We start from the raw sequence: 19,389 nt of genomic DNA on the forward strand, positions 1-19,389 counted from the left end.
AAAATAGCGCAGAGGGCTGCACTATTTTAGTCTTAGTAGAGTATTCAGACTTAAGCGAGGCTTCCCTGAGCTTTAAATTTTTTTATCGTTTGTAAGTGATGGGAAATATCTCGGAACTTGTGTTTTTGCTTTTCATCCCACACTATTTCGTAATATTCTTTCAGTTCCGTTTCAGATTTACTATTATCTAATACTTCATCGCCAGTTGAAAGGATACATAGGCAATTTCCTGAATTTTTATTACGAAAATCCGACACACACTTACTCCCGATATCCGTATATTCTTCTGGCCACTCTATTTTCCCGACCATGTTGTCTTCCGGATGAAGATTAGGATTGAGTAATACTTGGCGAATACCACATAAAAAACCAATGCGCTCACTCCAATAGCCACCGAGTCCGACACCACAGATAAGCGGAGATTCATCTTCACAGTGTTGGATATGCTTGTGTACTTCTTTTAGTAAATGGCTCATATCCATTCTGGGGTGGATAGTACTGTAATGAACAAAGCGTACATCATCGTCAATAAATTTCAGTTGCATCACTTTTTCATGATTACCCGGACTTGTAGCATCAAACCCGTGCAAGTAGATAATCATAAGCTCTCCTTCGTTGCCTGTGTTACCCGTCTTTTGCGAGTTTAGGCTAGTCTATTTTATTAAATATCAATTTACCCCGATAAACACGCTGGTCACTTGCATCTTTATCCCTCAGCTCATTCACAATGCACAATCATGCTCATTTGAAAGCGAAGTAAGAAAGTTTCAATTCTCTAGGGTCGGTTTGTCTCTCGAGGTTTCACTTTTGTTCGAGATAAAAGCCCGCATAAAGCGGGCTGTTACGTTTATAATCCGAACTTATTGCGTTCTTCCAGCTTGCGAATTTCTGTTTCATCCGCCCATTCAATGATGCCACTTTGCAAGTCCATCAAGCGCATTGTGAATTTATAATATACGTCTTTCTTTTTGCCGTTGTCTTTCACTATGCTAGACAAATTGCCATAGAGCATATATTGCGCGCCGATTTGCTTGCCAAACGAAATGGCCGTGGTTGGGTCAACCATACCGCCGTCATTTTGAAACTCTAACTGTTGGCGCACCGCTGCAACGCGTCCCATGTCAACAAAGCGAAACTTACCTGAGCGTAGTAAATTAGTTGAAATAGTATCTGAGATAGACTCAGTATCAATGTGCTCACTGGTTTTATTCTTAATACGCTCAACATACACCACAGGACGTGCTTTGGCGGTGATCGCTACAACCGCAGGAAAGGTCAACATATCGTCAGTCATGTCTTGGGCGACTTTTTGTAGGTCAGTTGAGCCAAAACCAATGTCGGTGGTCTCTACTTCGGTTGCATCACCGTAGCTAATTTGATTGGAACAACCCGCCATGGTTAACGCTGCAATACCGATTGATACTGCCATCAGTGTCTTCTTCATCTCAATAAACCTTACTGTTTAACTACTTCTCGAATATAGATATGTGCTTGTGCCGCACTGGCACTGGGCGCTGTTGCTTGAACGGTTACGTGCTGGTGCCCGTGTAACTTTAACGGTCGCCATGGCGTGCCATCGCGCTCAACTTCAAAACCAAATTGATCAAACCAATAAAACTTATATTGCAAGGTTTGATCTGTATCTGTGGTACTGATTGCACTTGCGTGAACAACTAATAAATCGTTGACCACTTTGGTCTTAATATCATTTAATACTAACTTGTTTGCCAAATTATGATTGTCTATTTTAACTACTGGTTGAGCGTTGATACTATCGATACTTAAGTCTATTCCCGAGGTGTTTTGGCTACAAGCCCCTAGTAATAAAGCTGTTAAACAAATAGACCATTTACTAAATAGATTCATAATTGAAGACCTATTGAGTGATTCATAAAGGAAAGACCTGACTAGTGATACCGCTGTTTTGTACCGAGATCAAGACTAAATTTAGCTTACCGGCCTGAACCTTGAAATCGATAGGGTGTTGGTGACGGCCATCTCGTAATATCACGCCGTGCTGACCGAGAGCAAGATGAGTATCAATAACAAGAGCCTCATTAGGTAATAGGCTCCAACTTCGTGTATCGGCTGTTTCCGAGGCCATATTGTAAAGGTTAATCAACAAATTTCCCCAATCACCCGCTTCTTTTGCCACTTTCTGGCGTAACATTTCTTTGGCGAACAAACGGATCCCCTGACGGATTAACTGCCCGGTTAAATCTTCTTGTAACTGTTTTGCCGCCATTGCAGTCAGCTTGGCAATGGGGGCGGCATCAAGTCGACGGCCTTCATCAATAATAGAAAAACTCTGTGCCTGGCCGTCGGGCTGATAAACAGGCATCGCCACATTAAAAACACCATAATAGCCATCAGAAGAACGGATTGGCACCGGTAAGCGCACTTCCTGCTTAGCTGCAATAAGTCCAGACTCAATCAAGAACACCACTCTAGCCGTCGATGTATTATGTTCAACCCTTGGTTTAAGTTGCCTAAAGTCACGTTCAAACTGTGCAATATCATCAACCATATTCAGCTGGTTAGCTAAATCAAATAAGCGGCGTTGAACATAGATATTATCGGGGGTAATTTCTAACGCACGTTTGTAATCGATGTACGCCGAATTGTATTCCCGCGCAGCATCGTATAACAGCGCCGAAAAATAAAAAGTATAAGCATTTTGATAGCCATTTTTCAGCTCACCAATAACCCCACTCATATCCGGGTAGGCATTTAAGGCACTTTGCGTATCGGCAAGTATTCCATTCTGCTTGGCCTTATCTACCGCACTCTGTAACCAAACTTGATGCTCCGCTAAGGCTTTTTCTTGTTGCAGATTCGCCCTGCGAATTTCAACTAATGCCGCCTCAGGTTGCTGTAAAGCAAGATAGTTCAAGGCTAAATAATGGTGTAATAAAGTACGCTCATAACTTGGCACAGCATAGATGATGGCATTATCGTTGCTTATTGCTGTGCTTAGTTGGTTGATACCTTGTGATAAACGGTACTGCGCCGCTTTATCTTGTGCCACTAAAACTGCATCAGCCTGCTTAAAAGTTTCTAAGCTTTGTTGCCATTGCTGAGCGAGAAACTGAGCTCTACCTTTTTCCAATAACAACAAGGTATGGTTATGTTCTGTGGGAGAGCCCGGCTCAATACTGTCTGCAGCAAGGCCAAATTGACCTTGTGCGACCAAGGTTCGCTGCGGCTGCATCTGTGCGCTGTATGTGACAAAAATATTTTTGACATTCGATGTTGAACACCCGCTAACCAGCAACACAAGCAGTATAAAACAAGAATACCATTGGCACCGAATAACGTTTGTTAGCATTTATTAACCGTCAGCATTGGACCTAACGGCTCGCCTCCGACCAAATGCAAATGAATATGGTAAACCTCTTGGCCGCCATGCTCATTACAATTCATGATCAAACGGTAGCCTGATTCATCAATGCCCTGCTCTTTCGCCAATTGTTTAGCAACACGGTACATCCGACCAATGACTACTTCATCTTCAATTTCAATATCATTGGCGGTGGCAATTTGTTTATTTGGTACAATTAAAATATGCACTTTAGCTTTTGGCGCAATGTCTGGAAAAGCGGTCACCAACTCGTCTTGGTATAACAAGGTAGCGGGAATCTCTTGACGAATAATTTTACTAAAGATGGTTTCCTGAGCCATGTCCTATCCCCTATGTAGTGGTTAAAATTGTGATATATACCATATAATGACAGAAGGCTTATCATTAAGCATGTTTTTTCTAAGCCAATGTAATTGCGATAAAAGCCTTCCTTACTTGACTCTCTTTTGATCTATCTGCCGAAACCTTGAGGTGTCTAGATTTGACACTAGTGATAACTTGATCCTCATTAAATTGAATGAGATTTTGAATGTTACAATTAGTTAAAAAGGGTGATGCACTCCAAAGTTGTAAGAAAAAATGTCATTTTTGATAGTTAAGTTAAAGATAAATAAGCATTTAACGATAACAATATAGGAAAGCAAAAAAAGTAAGACGCAGGATGCGTCACAATTACGGGTATAAGGGATGCCTTAGGTAAAAAATGTTTGAGGCACAGAATAAGTGCCACATTTTATATCTATGCTTGCTTAATAAAAACAAGGGCCTTGGCCTCTCTTTCTAATGCAAAGCACGAGTATTTTATGAAAAACTTTTGGAACAATCTATCCATCATACGCAAAGTAAGTTTGGGCTTTGTTTTGTTAGTGCTCATGTTGTTGTTCACTAACTTTATGTCCTTACAAACAGGCAACAAGCTTGAAAGTGCTATGGCTGACGTTACCGAACGCGCTACGCCCCTTGTTTTACAAACCAGTAAAACAGCGGTTGCACTGCTGCAAGCCGATAATGATCTTAAATATTTTCTACTCAGTGATAAACCAGAAGAATTAAGTAACCTAGTTACTCGTTTCAAAGAAAAACAACAAAGTTTTGAGTCTGAACTGAACCAGTTAGCGCAGATGGCACAAGGTCAAGGTGGATTAAGTGGACAGGTTGCCAGCATCACCGAGCAAGAGGTGCTTTATTTTGCTACAGCTAACGATGTAATGCCGCTATGGATTGATTTTGTTACTCAACGCGCAAAGTTCACTTCACTAAAAAGTCAATTCGCGGTAATGACACCGAACCTTAAACAAAAAATAGTCAGTTTAGCGAAAGACGATCCGAGTGCCGCAGCGACAGCCGATGCCATGGTTTCAAAAATATCCCTTTTAGAACTGAGTACCAATGACGCGCTTAATCAAGAAGACCCCGCAAAAGTAAAATCCACCTTGAGACGCAATAAATTTCAGATCCGTTCGATAGAGAATGCTGCAAAAACACTCGCAAAAATAAACCCAGAGTTTTCTGGCCAAGCGGCTGACTTAGTGGCACAACTTGTAAAAGACACCACCGATCCCAAATCAGGCCTGTTAGCTGATTACCAAAAACTGATGATTACTCAAGAAGGCATCATCACGCAAGTACAGCAAAGTGCCGAACAGGTTAACCAAGCTATTAATATGTTGATTGAAATTAACAATAGCGCGGAAGCGGTGGTATCCAGTGCAGTACAAAATACAAAAAGCACCCTCATCACTAGCCGTAGTAACCTGATTGTTGTGGCCGTTATTTCATTAATAGTGGCGTTTGTCGTGGCATTCAGCGTTGCTGTCAGTATCCGCAAACCATTACAGGCAATTTTAAATGTATTAACTGCCGTAACGGATGGTGACATGACGCAACAGGTAGGCTACAAAAGCAACAATGAGTTCGGTCAATTAGCCGAACAAGTCAACATCCTGGTTAAGCAAATGCGCGCTATTTTATCTGAGCTTGCAGAGGCCTCGCACAAGCTGTCAGATCTTGCCAAACTCAACCAGTCAACGATGGATAAGTCGAAGCATGAGCTAGACAACCAACGCCATGAAACCGCCAGTGTCGCCGCGGCCATGACCGAAATGGAGCAGTCGGTGCGTGAAGTCGCCAATGCCGCACACTCAACATTAGAGCAAGTCAATCACGTAGAGCAAGCTTCAAACACGGGCCGAGAAGTGATGGCCCACAACATCTCAACGACTCACCAACTTTCAAGTAAAATCCAGAATTCAAGTACAGTGATCGCCGAAGTAGGCAATTTAAGCAACAACATCGGCGGTATATTAGATGTTATTAGAGGCATTGCAGCGCAAACTAATCTACTTGCATTAAACGCGGCAATAGAGGCGGCACGTGCCGGTGAGCAAGGCCGAGGTTTTGCAGTGGTTGCTGATGAGGTGAGAGACTTAGCGCAAAAAACAACCAACTCGACCACAGAAATTCAAAGCATGATTGAAAACCTACAAACCAGTGCCAAAAAAGCGGTTGACGTAATGGCTGAGTGTTCAACAGAAATGGAAGCGAGTATCGCGCAAAGCTCAGATGCCAACGGTGCAATGGAAGAAATTCAAGGCATTATTACTTTGATATCCGATATGAGTAGTCAGATTGCGGCAGCGGCTGAGCAACAACAAGCCACCAGCGCCGAGATAGCGAATAACTTAAACCGCATCTCTGATATCTCCGATGTAAACTACCAAGGTATTGAAGAGTTAGCCAGCACTGGTCATGTGTTAGAAGATCTTGCCGCAAACCAAGATAAACTCGTTACCCGATTTAAGCTTTAAATAGACGAAATGACGCACTTTAACGCTGGTCAGTAAGCAACAAAAAAGCCGAGTTTTACTCGGCTTTTTGCTATCTCATCACTGCTTAAATATATGATTTTTTCGTTAATAGTGCATTTAATCAAGCTCTACTATTGCGCCCTTGCCTATGCCTTCATAGCCCATCACCTTGACTTTACATGTGGGATGATCAGCTTTAATCGTATGACAAAGGTACTCGGTTAAACTTTCAATGGTAGTATCAAGGGGTAGTAATTGACACAAACGCTGAGGAATGATCAACTCAAACAAGCCTTGAGAAGCCGTGTATTGAAAGGCATAACTCTGCTGCTGTTGATCGCACTGAATTGACAGATCCGCTAAGTCCACTTTATCTTCCATACTACCTAGGTAAATGTCCTGCCAAGCCTTAGCCCAGTGGTCAACAAGCCCATGCTCCCACTTGTCATCAAGGAAGATATCTAAACGCGAGCGATGACCATGTGCAATGCGCTGGCAATTGCCATCATGCTTTTTTAAACCGTGACTGTAATGATAAAAAGGGGTATCAATTTTTTCGTGACTTAAATTTAGCTTCAAGCCAGTTATATTATTGGGTAACTGAGATAAAATAGCGTGCTCCAAATAAGCGGTCAATCCAGCGATTGAAACGCATTCACTCTCTAGTAAACAGTAGGCTTCAGCTGGTCCGTTCAGCACAATAGCTTCGCCAGTATTTAGGGGAAAGCGAATTTGTTGTTGCTGTGTCCCTACCACTGAAATACCCGCGACCTGAGTTGGAACAATCAATTTATGATCAACCACATCATCAATGATCGATTTAATTTGCTTTTTGACTAACGAAAAGTCCAGCAGCATATTTTGATCATTAACACGCCCATCAAGCTCGACATCTACTTGATAGCTTTCTCCTACCATCCCTCTCGTCGTATCTAAGTAAGAAGAATCAATCACGGTAAGGGCTTTCACAAACAATTTCATAATAGGACCAAATTAACAATCAAGAGGCTATTATAACGGGATCTGACTTAGCAACAAGGGAGAAAAAGTAAGGTCAATAATTGGGTTAATCATAAATAAAGCTGCTCAGAGGTTCTTGGAAAAGCAATCCCCTGATCATTGAATAAATAGCAGGCCTCGCTTGGAAAGTGCAGCGGTATCTCACTGACGGAGGGCAAAGCAGTGGCCGTTATCATTCTCAATACCAGTTGCCTGCCTTGATGATTTAGGTACACAAACGTATCCGCGCCAAACTTATCAATGCCAACCACTTGCGCTAGGAGGTGTGTTTCTTGCGGATTCTGCGCTAACCGCAAATGCTCTGCTCTGATCCCTAGCGTGATGGCTGAACCGACCTCCCCTTGACGGGTATCGACTTGCACCGCAATTCGCTCACCTGAAGTAAGCTTGACCATACTAAGCTTATTATTGGTTTCGACCAGCGCCCCTTTTAAAAAACACATTTTAGGCTCACCAATTAACTGCGCGACTTGGGTATTTCTAGGGTTATGATAAAGCTCAAGTGGCGGGCCTACTTGCTCAAGGTTAGTCATGGTTTGATCAGATAAATGACTTATCACCGCCATACGATCTGCCACCGCCATTGCATCTTGATAGTGATGAGTCGTCATCACAAAAGTAGTGCCAAGTTGACGCTGAACACGGTTAAGCTCAAGCCTTAACTGACTTCTCGTATCACCTGACAAGCCGGCAAACGGCTCATCAAGCAAAACCAGCAAAGCCTGTGGGGCGATAGCTTTAGCTAGCGCGCCTCGTTGTATATTTTCACTGGATAGATGCATCGGCAACTGATTTATCACCCGTTCTAAGTCGAATAACTTACTTACCCATTTAACTCGCTGCCTTTGCTCCGCCTTAGTTAGCGACCGATGCTTCAAACCAAACAAAATGTTCTGCTCTAACGTCATATGGGGAAATAAAGCATGTTGCTGAAATACCATCTCCAAACCTCGACGGGTCACAGGCACAGTATTCATCAGCTTTTGATCGATAAAGATCTCACCTTGAGTCAAGGTTTCTAACCCCGCAATCATCCTCAGCAAAGTCGACTTACCCGAGCCAGAAGACCCTACAATGCCAAGGCATTCACCCTCATCGACATATAAATTAATGTCTAATAGCAGGTCAGGACGCCCCTGACTAATAAATGACTTACTGACATGACTAAGGATCAACTGCGACATAATCGGACTCTTTAACAGGTGTTTGACTAAAATGAACCAGCCAGTACTGAATCAATAGTAATAAAATAACTGCTGGGCTAGCACTGAGTAATGCAAAGGCGCAAAACTCCCCCCAGTTGTAATATTGCTCAGAGAGGTAAAATTGCGACCCAATTGCTAACGTGTACTGGTCTTGTTGCTGCAATAAAATCGACGCCAGTGGAAATTCGCCAAACGCCATCGTAAAAGAAATCAAAAAAGTCACCAATAGACCGGGTAACAGGAGTGGTAAAATAACATATGTCATGGTTTGCCATGAGCTAGCCGATGACACGCGAGCACTTTCTTCATACTCACTAGGCAGCCCTGCGATTTGCTCTTTTAAAAACCAAATAAAAAAAGCTAAGCCACCTAAGTAAACCACCACCAAGCCACCGTGACTGTTCACGCCTAAACTAGGAATATAAAAACCAAGTTTGCGCACTAAAATATACACCGCAACCAACGCCAACACCGACGGGAAAAACTGCATAAACAACAGACCATTTGCGATGGGCTTGGAGGCATATATATTTTTACGGACTAAGCCATAAGCGGCCATTGCGGCGAGGACGGTGCTCAAAACCGCGTAAATGAAAGCTACTTTTAAACTATTAAGTAGCCAAAGTAACGCGGGAAAGGGAGAAGTCACCCACTTGCCTTGATCGTTTTGTATCGCAAACCCCAGCACTAAACGCCAATAATCCAAGGTCCACTGCCCAGTTTGACTTCCAGGTGAGCCCAAAGACACCCATACAACCAATATCACTGGCGTTAAAATCAACCCACAGATACAACACAAAACTAAATGCTGCCACCAAGACGCATAAGACGGGTTACGCATGCCTTATCCCCGCAGGCAGAGAATTGCTGTTTAGCCAACGCCAACCAGCCAGCGCAACCAAACCAATGAGCACTAAACCAAAGGAGGTAATGGCACTGGCCAGTGCATAATTTTGCTGAGCACTAAATGCAATGGCATAAACATAATTGAGCAATAATTGTGAATAACCTGCCGCAGGAAAGGCATCCAACATCATCGGACGACCTTGATTGAATAAGTAAACCAACACGAAATTGTGTAAATTAAAAGCAAAAAGTGCAACTAGCACGGGCTTTAATGGCTTAAGCACCAAAGGAAAGGTCACATGAAAAAAACGTTGTAACGGTCCGTAACCAGCCACAGCTGCAGCTTCATAATACACAGCAGGAATGCGCTTTAAACTGGCTAAAACCAACAACATCACATAAGGGTAACCCAACCAAATACTTAGTCCTAGTAGTGTATAACGAGCCGAATCAACATCATGAGCCCAGTCAGGAGTAGTTGAAAACAGCAGCATGAACAAATTCGCCAGTTCGCCATGGTGCGGGGCGAGCAACACTTTAAAACTTAATATGCTTACAAACGGTGGAATAGCCCAAGGCAACAATAAAATACACCGATAAAGATAACCACAATACCCTAATGGACGAAGCGTTAACTGCGCTAAAATCAAACCGATAAAAAAACTACCTAGCAGGGATAAAGCTGCGAATACTAAGGTCCAACTCAGCACCTTTAGCAGCGGTAACAAGCTAGCAGGATCCGTAAAAATCGCAGCATACTGCTCGACACCGGTTAGCAATACAAACCCAGGCGTAACATATGGGCCAACAAATTCGCCTTGACCATCAATGGCTTGAAAATAACCTGTGGCCATATTGGCACGTAAAAAGTGCTCTGTCTGATTATCAAATAACGTATTTTCATCGCGGATCATGGTCCCGTTCGCCAACACTAAGCCTTCATTTAATTGCCGATAACGAGTCGCTACCAGCGCATAAGTTGAAAAATCCAACCGAGTGAGCTGTTGGCCAGTTGGTAAGACTAAAGGCTCAAAGGCAAATGCTTGTCGGAATATTACTTGCTTAGTCAAGTCAGCCTCAGGCAAAAATAAAGAGGCGCCTCCGGCTCGTAAACTTAGAGATTGTGTTGCAACGGGCGGTAATGAGAAGGGATTGCTTAAATATGATTCATCTTGTCGCATTAACTTTAACCGATAGAGCTCTCCATCGGCGAGCACTTGGTATTTATATGTTAGTCCTGTGACATAATATTCTTCTAGTAGGCGTGCGGTGACACTTTCTAAAGAGTTCATGTGACTACTGGCGTAATTAGTCACACTCATAAAAAGCGTGAACAATAAGGGCAGCACACTAAAACTAAAAATAACCGCTAACGCAGGAAACATCAGGCGGTAAGGACGACCAGCGCGGCTTCTATAAACCCACATCCCCGCCAAAGCAAGACAAAAAAAGAGCAAAGCAAAAACATATTCTTGGGCAGCCAGCAATACAACTAACAACACAATAATGATAGCGCCTAACAGTAAATCGATTATCGACAACCAACTACGCCGCTTGTTGAATTCAGTTACCTCATTTAATCTCATGGCAACGCGACCTCAGCCGGCATCATTTTGCGCTGAGCATCCAATAGTATGTCTGCGCCAGTGCGATCACTCGGGAGTTGCAACCAAACGCCCATAATTACACTAAAAAAACGACTAATTTCAGGGGTGTTAGGCGTCAACTGACCATACTTTAAGCTGCTAAAACTGGCTTGGATCCATGGGTTACTAGCCACTTGATTCAAGTATGGAATGTAGGCAGGCACTCCCAATGACACCTGATTATCAAGTGATGCTAACCCTTGCTCGGTGGTTAAATAATTTTCAATAAAATACCCGGCAATATCCTTCTGGTCGCTGTATTGATTAACTAACGCACTGTATACATTAATAAATGGTTTAGGTGGTACACCCTCTATGGTGGGAAGTACGCTTAACCCAACTTGAAAACCAAGCTGCTTTAAGCTTTGCCATTGCTGCGGTTTCACTAACATCATGGCTTGCTGCTGTTGACGAAAGTCTCGCTCGATCTGCCCTTGGCTAACCTCATCAGACAGCCATTGTTGCGCCAACAATGCGCGAATAAAATCAATGCCACGACTAGCCTTCCCTGCATTTAAGCCAACGTTATGACTATCAAAAACAAATCCAGAATGAGCAAAACTATAAGCACCGTATGCAGACAAAAATGGAAAACTCATTTCCGTGTCACGATAAGGCCAAACTAAGGATTTTTTACCTTGGCGACTGAGTATTTTTTGCCAATATTGCATTTCATACCAAGTGCTGGGAGGGTTGTTAATCAAGTTCTTATTGTAAGCTAAGTTCAAAACTTCAATACCCAAAGGATAACCATAGTATTGGTTTTGGTATTTGAGGCTATTAATGGCTAGGGGCACATATTTAGAAAAAGATGGAACGCTGTAATCAATGTCAGCTAGTAAGCCTTGGCGGGCCCATAAGCCAACATGGTGATGGTAAGTTAAAATGATGTCGGGGCCATTGCCGTTAGGCGCAAATAACGGAAACTTAGCGTCCGCAAATAGTGGCGTTTGCACTATCACTTTGATGCCCGAGGCTCGCTCAAAACGTTTCGCGATCGCTTTTATCCCTGACACACTCTGTTGCGCCGACATCCAGATAGTCAAAGGGGGTTGTGCCATTGCTGTATTAGCGAAAAATAATAAACCAAACAAGCTGCAGCAAACTCGGCAAAACAGGCACTTCAAAGCAAATTCAATCCTTGAATAGCAATAAACAAACGATAACAGTTATCTCACAGTGTTAATAAATAACAAGATAAGAATTAACATTTTGCCACAACGATCATTATGAGAGGCAACACTTCCCCTCATAATGACATAATAGACAACTATTTTCGTTTTAATTGCTCTCTAAGGTTGGGTGGCAATCCGGTGATGGTCAAGGTGTCAGTTAGCTCATCGTAAACCACGCGCTCACCTAAATGTTTTTGATCAAAACTAATACTTAAGCCGCCACCTGAGCCAACATACTTAGTCAATTTACGGATAGTGCTGCGATCAACGGGAAAGCGCTCTTCTAATTCGTAATCTTGCGATACAAAGTCATAAAAGCTGGCTTCATTTTGTTGTTCTGGTAACACTTCTGCTAAGGTTTTTAATTCTACTTCCTCACCTTGGCTAAGCTGCTCGGCACAGTAATTAAATACCGTTTCGCGGTATTCTTTGGTTTCGGTCTCAGGAAGCGCTTGGGTTTGACAAAACTCATCAACGGCTTTCATCAAGCCGACATTTTGCTGCTTAGCATCAAGGCCCGGCTGGCAGCCCATAAAATCTAAAAAGAAATCAGCCACTTTGCGCCCTACTCGCCCTTTAACATAAGAGATATAGCGATTACTTTCCGGCTCTCGTTGCCATTGAGTTAAGTCAATACGGGCCGCTAACTGTGCTTTACTCAGATCAAGATGTCGGCTTGAGCTAATATCTAGCTCGTCGGTCACCATCACAGTGTCTTTATTTGCCAACATCACTAGTAATAGGTAATCACTGGCCACCCAAGTGTACTTAGCAAGAAGCAACACGCCCTCTTCAGCAAACTCGTATTTGGATACCTCATTAGCCAGTAAATGCGCGGCTGACTGCGAAAATTCAACAAAACTGGTCTCATCAGAGACCACTTGCTGTAATAATCGAGAAAATTCCCCATTATGGTCTTCTTCATTAGAAAAAAAACCAAAGCCTTTGCCAGCCTTACTTTGGTAACTACTTTGTAGTTCTTCCACTAAGTGGTTTACGCTGTTATTAACTGGTAGCTCTTGGTCTCGCGTACGACAAACCAATTGCCCCTCGTTTCCCATCACTAGGGAATGTAAAATAATATTGTTTAATTCAAGACTCATAGAAAAAAAGTGTGTTAAGGATACCTGTGGGGTATTATATGCCGCTTTGCCAAAACAATCAGCACAGGATATTTATGCCAATCGTTTCAAAATATTCTAATGAGCGCGTGGAACAAATCATTGACGACGTTGTCAATGTGTTACAACGTCATGAAGCGCCATTAGATTTAGCCTTAATGGTCCTCGGAAATGCCACCACTGAGCTAATTAACGGAAGTGTTAAAGCCGAACAACGAGCCGCGGTGGCAGACAAGTTTGCTAAAGCGCTCACAGCCTCAGTAAAATAATACTAAGCTATTGTTTGCGCAGGTCTTGCTTGCGCAATAATAGAGAACAATAATGGATATTTTAAATCGCTATGGTCGAAACTGGTAATCGATATATGGACAATGTTTCCAAGCTAATAAGCTGGGGCCATTGGTTTAGTAGCTTTAACATACTGTTTGCCTTGATTATTGCGATTCGATACCTGGTTGCTGCTGAATGGCCACCAACCTTACTGGGTCAATCTTATCTACTGATCAGCTGGCTGGGCCATTTTAGTTTTATCAGTTTTGCTTTTTATTTAGTTTTTATCTTCCCAATCAGTTTTTTAGTGCCTTACGAGCGCATGTTACGGTTACTTGCCGTTTTTGCTTCCACCGCAGGCTTAACCATACTGTTGCTGGATACCCAGAGCTTTAGCTTATTTCGTTTTCACCTTAATCCGTTGATGTGGCAGTACCTCTTCAATGATAACAATCCAAGCACCGCCAATTTATTGTTTATCGCCATCCCCTTTATCTTTTTGTTGCAATTAACCGCATCAGAGCTCATCTGGCGCAATTTACGGCCCTTATATCTGGCTAATCGAGGCCCTAAAATAGCAGCAACATTAATCGTAGCGTTTCTCTTAACTCACTTGGTAAACATCTGGGCAGACGCCACGTTTTATCGCCCCATTACCATGCAAAAAGCTAACTTCCCACTTTCTTATCCGATGACAGCAAAGTCTTTTTTAATCCGTCAAGGATGGGTTGATGAGGCTGAGATCAGAGCGCATCAAAACCCACATCACGAAGGACGTACAATTAAGTACCCTCTTCGTAAAATCGAGCATAACTTACAAACACAATATCCAAATATCGTGGTGATCATGGTCGATGCGCTACGCGCCGATATGCTAAATAGTACCAACATGCCAAACTTGGCACGTTTCGCTCAAATGAGCACAAATTATCGCAGCCATTTTAGTGGCGGTAATCACGAAGATTTAGGTATTTATAGTTTCTTTTATGGCTTACCGGGCCGTTATTGGCCCGACATAGAGCAAAATAAGACCCCTTCTGTGCTATTGAGCAATTTGCAGCTGGCAGGGTATGAACTGGGTCTATTTAGCAGTAATCAAGCGCCGTCACTGCAGTCTATCGCAGCCAATAGTCAGCTAGATGTTGCCACTAATGAGGGCGCGGTTAAGGGCGATATCAAAGCGATTAACGAGTGGAAAGATTGGCAAAAAGAAAATCAATCTAAGCCGAGTTTTAGTTTTATTTATTTAACTGCAGCATCGGCAATGGAAACACCACCTGATTATCCTGAGCTATTTAGCCCTACAGCAATCACCCTAAAAAATAAACAAATAGCCGACTCTCAGCAACAAGAAGCTTTATTTAATCGTTATAAAAATGCAATTTCTTACACAGATGTTTTACTTGCCCAAGTATTTGATAGTTTGACTCAGTCAAACCAGTTTGACGATTCCATTGTCATTATTACCGGCGCTCATGGACAAGAGTTCAATGATTTAGGAACCAATCAATGGGGCAGTCACTCCAACTATGGTTGGCCGCAAACACAAGTTCCTTTAGTCATCCACTGGCCGGGCCAGACGCCAGAACAAATTGATCAAGACACCAGTCATTTAGACATGGTGCCTACGTTAATGGAACAAGTATTAGCGACTAAAACCCCGAGCCGTTTTTACTCAACAGGGCAAAACCTACGCGAGCCATTAAAACGTAATTACATTTTAATGGGAGATGATAATGACTATGTGGTTTATCAAAAAGACAGCATTATCGAGCTTAACGCGAAAGGCGATACTTATGTACTCGATCGCAGTTATCAACCTATTCCAAAAGCGGAGCCTGATGTATCAGTGCTGATGCAGGTCTTAAATGATTTACGACGCTTTTATCCTACAAAATAGCCACTTAACCTAAAAACTAACCAATTGGCTATGCCATTGATGATTTGCTGAGCAGTCAGTTTTGAAATGGCAATTGTTGCTTGCAATGCGTTAATAAATGCTTAATATAGCCTTACAAATCGGGATATAGCGCAGCTTGGTAGCGCATCTGCCTGGGGGGCAGAGGGTCGCAGGTTCAAATCCTGCTATTCCGACCAACTTCTAAGAAACCAGCCTTTGGCTGGTTTTTTTCGTCTATGAAACTATCAGGTACCGCAGCGCTTTGACACCGTCTTTCAATCCTCTAGACTAACCCTCTTTTATCCCCAACTAAGTGTAGATAATGAAAACAGTGGTACTCGGCGCGAAGGCCTAATCGGCCATGAATTACTTACCCTGTGCCTGCTCCTCGTGCAGCGCCCTGATACGCGCGCCCTTGAAGATGCCTGCCAGTGTGCTCTCGCCCCTAACGGCATTACTTATTGGCCCCTTAATAATAGTGCGCCCCATGAAAGCGGAGCTCGTCGCGGCGAGCATGCTCAGAACAAACACTGAATTATCAGCTTCACCTATCAAGGTAGCGACTAATTAACACAATGCACTAGCGATAGAATCAAACTAATCAGCCACAAAAAAACCCGCCGAAGCGGGTTTTAAGTATTAACTTTAACTAGTTAATTAAAGTGGACAAACTGGATTCCAGCCTGTTACCCAGTTCTCTGCAGAGCCGGGTTGACCATCGTTACCACCCCATGCACGAGCCCAAACTTGGCCTTTATGCGTTACCATATCGCCTTTACCGTAGTTAGCAGACCAACCACTTGTCCAAGGCTCTAATGTAGATACATCGATGCCACGGGCTTCACAGCCACCGTCAGTGATCATTTTCACTTCAGTTTTAGCCGCAAACTCACCTGAGCCAGTAGTAAATACGAATGAAGATGGGCCACCACCAATTGGTAAGTGAGCATCAATTTTAATCGTATGGCTTGCACCTGGCGCAATATTTACCGATGTAGCGAAACGATGGAAATCGTCTTGCATACCTGGCGCACCTTTGTTGCCACCGTTGTTAGCGTGGTTTAGTAGCGTGCCGACTGCCTTAAGGTCTTTGCTAACGTCAGTTGAAGACGGGATACTAAATGCAATCTTCGAGATAGTTTGAGTACTGTTATTAGTAAACAACCACTCTGAAGTTTGTGGCCATGCAACACTCTCGTCAGTTACGTAACCAACTAGTGAAACGGCAACATCCAGTTTCTGAGCAGGAAGATTAACTAAAGGATCAACCATGTTCATATCAGCCGCACCTGCCGCCGCTAGAATCTCATGACCTAATGAAGTTAAAGTACTACCCATGAAGTACTCACCGTTACCGGCAGCACAGTTTGATTCAGGAACAATCATTGAGGTACGAACACCATCTACTAACGCGTAACAGTTGTAGTCACCCGCCATTTCCCAGAACATGATACCGCCTAAGCCTTTATCTGCTACATATTGAGATTTAGCACGAACCGCTTGCTCGTCTTCAATGTTTAGCATTACTTTCTTAGTTGGGTTCCATAACCATGCCGCTTCAGCATCGTTGTCGTAGAAACGAGTATACGTACCTACCAACTTGTCAGCTTCGTTGTTAACTGGATCTAAACCATGTTGCTCAGCGTATGTACCGATATGAGCATTAGCTAAGTTTTTAACATGCCAGATTGGGTTTGAACCTGCGCCTAACTCTGCACCATGTGGGTCAGAATCATGCCACATGTTGTCGATACCAACTGCGCCGTTACCACAACCTTGCTCAGTACCTGTACCTGTACCGCGTTCACATTGGTCAGTTGGTGCTTTACCGCCGTAACCGTTCACGCCACCTTCAACGCCTTTCCAGCCACGCGTGTAGAATGGTAGACCAACGTTAATACGACCTGCTGGTACTACACCGCGGAAGTAATGGTAAGCCCAATCAATGTTTAAGTAACCAATGTTGCCATAAGCACCGTAAACACCAAATAGGTTCATTTCAGGATCTTTACCGTTATCGTAAAGTGGACCATTGAAACCAACTACTTCACCCCAAGAGCCAGAGAAGTCATAAGTCATCATGTTGATGAAATCAAGGTATTGGCCTGCAGAATACACTTCCATACCACGTAATAGGTAACCAGAAGATGGTACCGCTACAGTTAGGTAATAGTGAACACCATCTTCAGCAGACGCTTTATCGATTGCTTCACGAAGATCTTTCATTAACACATTGTAAGAAGCCATTAAACCACTACGACGAGGGTTTTGTGCCGCACGGTCATATGGATTACCGCCATCCATTAGTGCCGTTGGGTATTCGTAATCTAAGTCGATACCGTCAAAACCATAAGCACGAATGAAGTCTACCGAAGACTTAACAAAGGCATCAATACCTGCTTGATTGACACTACCGTCAGAGTTAGTGGTCATTGAGTAGAAGCCGCCGTTAACAACACGGCCAAGATCGTCAATTGGACAAGGACCTGTGTTTACTACACCATTCTTATCTGTTTGACCCGGCATCGTCCATTTGTCTTCAGCTGTTGGAGCATCTGTCATTGGACAAGTAGAGCCAGTGTTCGCGCCCCAGAAACCACCTGTTTCAGCCCAACCACCGACAGAAACCAGCGTTTTAACACCGTTTTCTTTCTTGTACTTGTTCAGTAAGTTTAAGTGGCCTTTGTATTTCATGCTTGGATCCATATCGGCATCCGTTGCACCTGGTACATCATTCCAAACCATACCCGTGTTAGGGTTAGTTGGATCAAGTTTGTAACCCGCTTCTGTTGGGTAAACATTATCACCAATAGAAACACGGTAGTTGTTATCGATATGAGCAAACGCATAGTTGATGTGCGTTACTTTATCCCATGGCACATCAGTCGCTAAGTAAGTCGCTTGACCGTTAGCACCATTACGCCAGTTAGTGAAGTAACCGATAACTCGGCGTGAGGTACCATTGATCTCTTTCTCAATACCACCTTCTTGGTAAACAGTACAATAAGGTACGTCTACGCCAGGTGTTTTGTATAAACCTTCAGGACGACAAGCTTCGTGATTGCCTGGACCAGGAGTTGGTTCAATGGTTGGCTCTGCTGTTGGTTCAACTGTCGGCTCAACTGTTGGTTCAGCTGTTGGCTCTACCGTTGGTTCAGCTGTTGGCTCTGCCGTTGGTTCAGCTGTTGGCTCTGCCGTTGGTTCAGCTGTCGGCTCAGCTGTCGGCTCAACTGTTGGTTCAGCTGTTGGCTCTACCGTTGGTTCAGCTGTTGGCTCTGCCGTTGGTTCAGCTGTTGGCTCTGCTGTTGGCTCTGCTGTTGGTTCAGCTGTTGGCTCTGCTGTTGGTTGCACGCCTGAACAAGGCACTTCCGTCCAGAACCAGTTTGAAGTCGATGGCGTTTCCCAAGTACCAGGGTTATTTTTTGCTTCGTAACAAACGCCTTTATGAATAACCACGTCGCCATTTTTAACTTTAGTTTGACCTGGTACCCAAGGGATTTCATTGCCCGGTACTGGCGTAGGTGCAACAGTTGGTTCAGCTGTAGGTACTGGTGTCGGTGTTGGTTCAACTGTAGGTAACGGAGTTGGAGCAGGCGTTGGCTCAACACCAGAACATGCTTGAGGTGTCCAGAACCAGCTTGAAGAAGCCGATGGAGTTTCCCATGTGCCCGGGTTGTTTTTAGCTTCGTAACAAGTACCTAAGTAAGAAACGACATCACCATTAGTGACTTTAGTTTTACCAGGAACCCATTCGATGGCATCAGCAGCATACGCTTGGCCGCCAATAGCCGCACTTAGCGCAAGCGCTAAGACAGATATCTTTGTCTTCATATTTTCATCCTTGAGATAAACAACCATCCATTGATTGCGGTTATATATTAGAGCAACTCGTTACCTACAGTGATGTATTTGTTTATACAACATGAGCTGTTTCAAGTTTTTTTGCTATATTCTTTAGTTAAACGACAAAAACGATGTAAAGATACACAGTAAGGAGAAGGTATTGCGGATAATTTATAAGCAGAGCCACCTAACTGG

The 19,389-nt window shown here is 43.4% G+C and carries 15 protein-coding genes and 1 tRNA gene; 4 read left to right on the forward strand and 12 right to left on the reverse strand.

Going from position 1 to position 19,389, the window contains the following annotated elements:
• Positions 1-50: 50 nt before the first annotated feature.
• From ycfP to K6Y31_RS00555, 5 genes are all read right to left on the reverse strand, one after another.
• The gene (ycfP, locus tag K6Y31_RS00535; RefSeq protein WP_233050927.1) at positions 51-602 is read right to left on the reverse strand and encodes an alpha/beta hydrolase YcfP; all 552 of its coding nucleotides are present in this window, start codon (positions 600-602) and stop codon (positions 51-53) included.
• A gap of 245 nt (positions 603-847) precedes the next feature.
• Complete coding sequence (lpoB, locus tag K6Y31_RS00540) at positions 848-1,444, reverse strand: penicillin-binding protein activator LpoB (protein ID WP_233050928.1); 597 nt, start codon at positions 1,442-1,444, stop codon at positions 848-850.
• An 11-nt stretch (positions 1,445-1,455) separates the two neighbouring features.
• Entirely contained in the window at positions 1,456-1,866 is a 411-nt protein-coding gene (locus K6Y31_RS00545) for a YcfL family putative periplasmic lipoprotein (RefSeq protein ID WP_233050929.1), read from the reverse strand.
• 22 nt (positions 1,867-1,888) lie between these two features.
• Positions 1,889-3,211: a COG3014 family protein gene (locus K6Y31_RS00550; RefSeq protein WP_233050930.1), complete on the reverse strand. Its 1,323-nt coding sequence runs from the start codon at positions 3,209-3,211 to the stop codon at positions 1,889-1,891.
• A gap of 110 nt (positions 3,212-3,321) precedes the next feature.
• The gene (locus K6Y31_RS00555) at positions 3,322-3,681 is read right to left on the reverse strand and encodes an HIT domain-containing protein (protein ID WP_233050931.1); all 360 of its coding nucleotides are present in this window, start codon (positions 3,679-3,681) and stop codon (positions 3,322-3,324) included.
• A 483-nt stretch (positions 3,682-4,164) separates the two neighbouring features.
• On the opposite strand from K6Y31_RS00555, the gene K6Y31_RS00560 reads away from it, so the two are divergent.
• Positions 4,165-6,168, forward strand: a complete 2,004-nt coding sequence (locus K6Y31_RS00560) for a methyl-accepting chemotaxis protein (protein WP_233050932.1) — start codon at positions 4,165-4,167, stop codon at positions 6,166-6,168.
• A 117-nt stretch (positions 6,169-6,285) separates the two neighbouring features.
• On the opposite strand, the gene K6Y31_RS00565 is transcribed toward K6Y31_RS00560, so the two are convergent.
• From K6Y31_RS00565 to yejK, 6 genes are all read right to left on the reverse strand, one after another.
• Entirely contained in the window at positions 6,286-7,149 is an 864-nt protein-coding gene (locus K6Y31_RS00565) for a 6-carboxytetrahydropterin synthase (protein WP_233050933.1), read from the reverse strand.
• Between the two features lie 89 nt (positions 7,150-7,238).
• Positions 7,239-8,372, reverse strand: coding sequence for an ABC transporter ATP-binding protein (locus K6Y31_RS00570; RefSeq protein ID WP_233050934.1), 1,134 nt, complete (start codon positions 8,370-8,372; stop codon positions 7,239-7,241).
• Entirely contained in the window at positions 8,353-9,234 is an 882-nt protein-coding gene (locus K6Y31_RS00575) for an ABC transporter permease subunit (RefSeq protein WP_233050935.1), read from the reverse strand. Before K6Y31_RS00575 ends, K6Y31_RS00570 begins: the two co-directional genes overlap by 20 nt.
• The gene (locus K6Y31_RS00580; RefSeq protein ID WP_233050936.1) at positions 9,227-10,825 is read right to left on the reverse strand and encodes an ABC transporter permease subunit; all 1,599 of its coding nucleotides are present in this window, start codon (positions 10,823-10,825) and stop codon (positions 9,227-9,229) included. Before K6Y31_RS00580 ends, K6Y31_RS00575 begins: the two co-directional genes overlap by 8 nt.
• Positions 10,822-12,012, reverse strand: coding sequence for a maltose/maltodextrin ABC transporter substrate-binding protein MalE (gene malE / locus K6Y31_RS00585; protein WP_233050937.1), 1,191 nt, complete (start codon positions 12,010-12,012; stop codon positions 10,822-10,824). The genes K6Y31_RS00580 and malE overlap by 4 nt, the downstream gene beginning before the upstream one ends.
• Positions 12,013-12,155: 143 nt before the next feature.
• Positions 12,156-13,163 (reverse strand): nucleoid-associated protein YejK, encoded by a 1,008-nt coding sequence (yejK, locus tag K6Y31_RS00590; RefSeq protein WP_233050938.1) that lies wholly within the window; start codon positions 13,161-13,163, stop codon positions 12,156-12,158.
• Positions 13,164-13,237: 74 nt separating this feature from the next.
• On the opposite strand from yejK, the gene K6Y31_RS00595 reads away from it, so the two are divergent.
• From K6Y31_RS00595 to K6Y31_RS00605, 3 genes are all read left to right on the forward strand, one after another.
• Positions 13,238-13,450: a YejL family protein gene (locus K6Y31_RS00595; RefSeq protein WP_233050939.1), complete on the forward strand. Its 213-nt coding sequence runs from the start codon at positions 13,238-13,240 to the stop codon at positions 13,448-13,450.
• A 95-nt stretch (positions 13,451-13,545) separates the two neighbouring features.
• Positions 13,546-15,351 (forward strand): DUF3413 domain-containing protein, encoded by a 1,806-nt coding sequence (locus K6Y31_RS00600; RefSeq protein ID WP_233050940.1) that lies wholly within the window; start codon positions 13,546-13,548, stop codon positions 15,349-15,351.
• A gap of 120 nt (positions 15,352-15,471) precedes the next feature.
• Positions 15,472-15,548, forward strand: a tRNA-Pro gene (locus K6Y31_RS00605).
• Between the two features lie 460 nt (positions 15,549-16,008).
• On the opposite strand, the gene K6Y31_RS00610 is transcribed toward K6Y31_RS00605, so the two are convergent.
• A complete protein-coding gene (locus K6Y31_RS00610) occupies positions 16,009-19,182 on the reverse strand; it encodes a glycosyl hydrolase family 18 protein (RefSeq protein ID WP_233050941.1) in 3,174 nt (1,057 codons plus the stop codon).
• Positions 19,183-19,389 lie beyond the last annotated feature (207 nt).

Source organism: Motilimonas cestriensis, from assembly GCF_021295315.1.
Lineage (GTDB): Bacteria > Pseudomonadota > Gammaproteobacteria > Enterobacterales > CBDFNC01 > Motilimonas > Motilimonas cestriensis.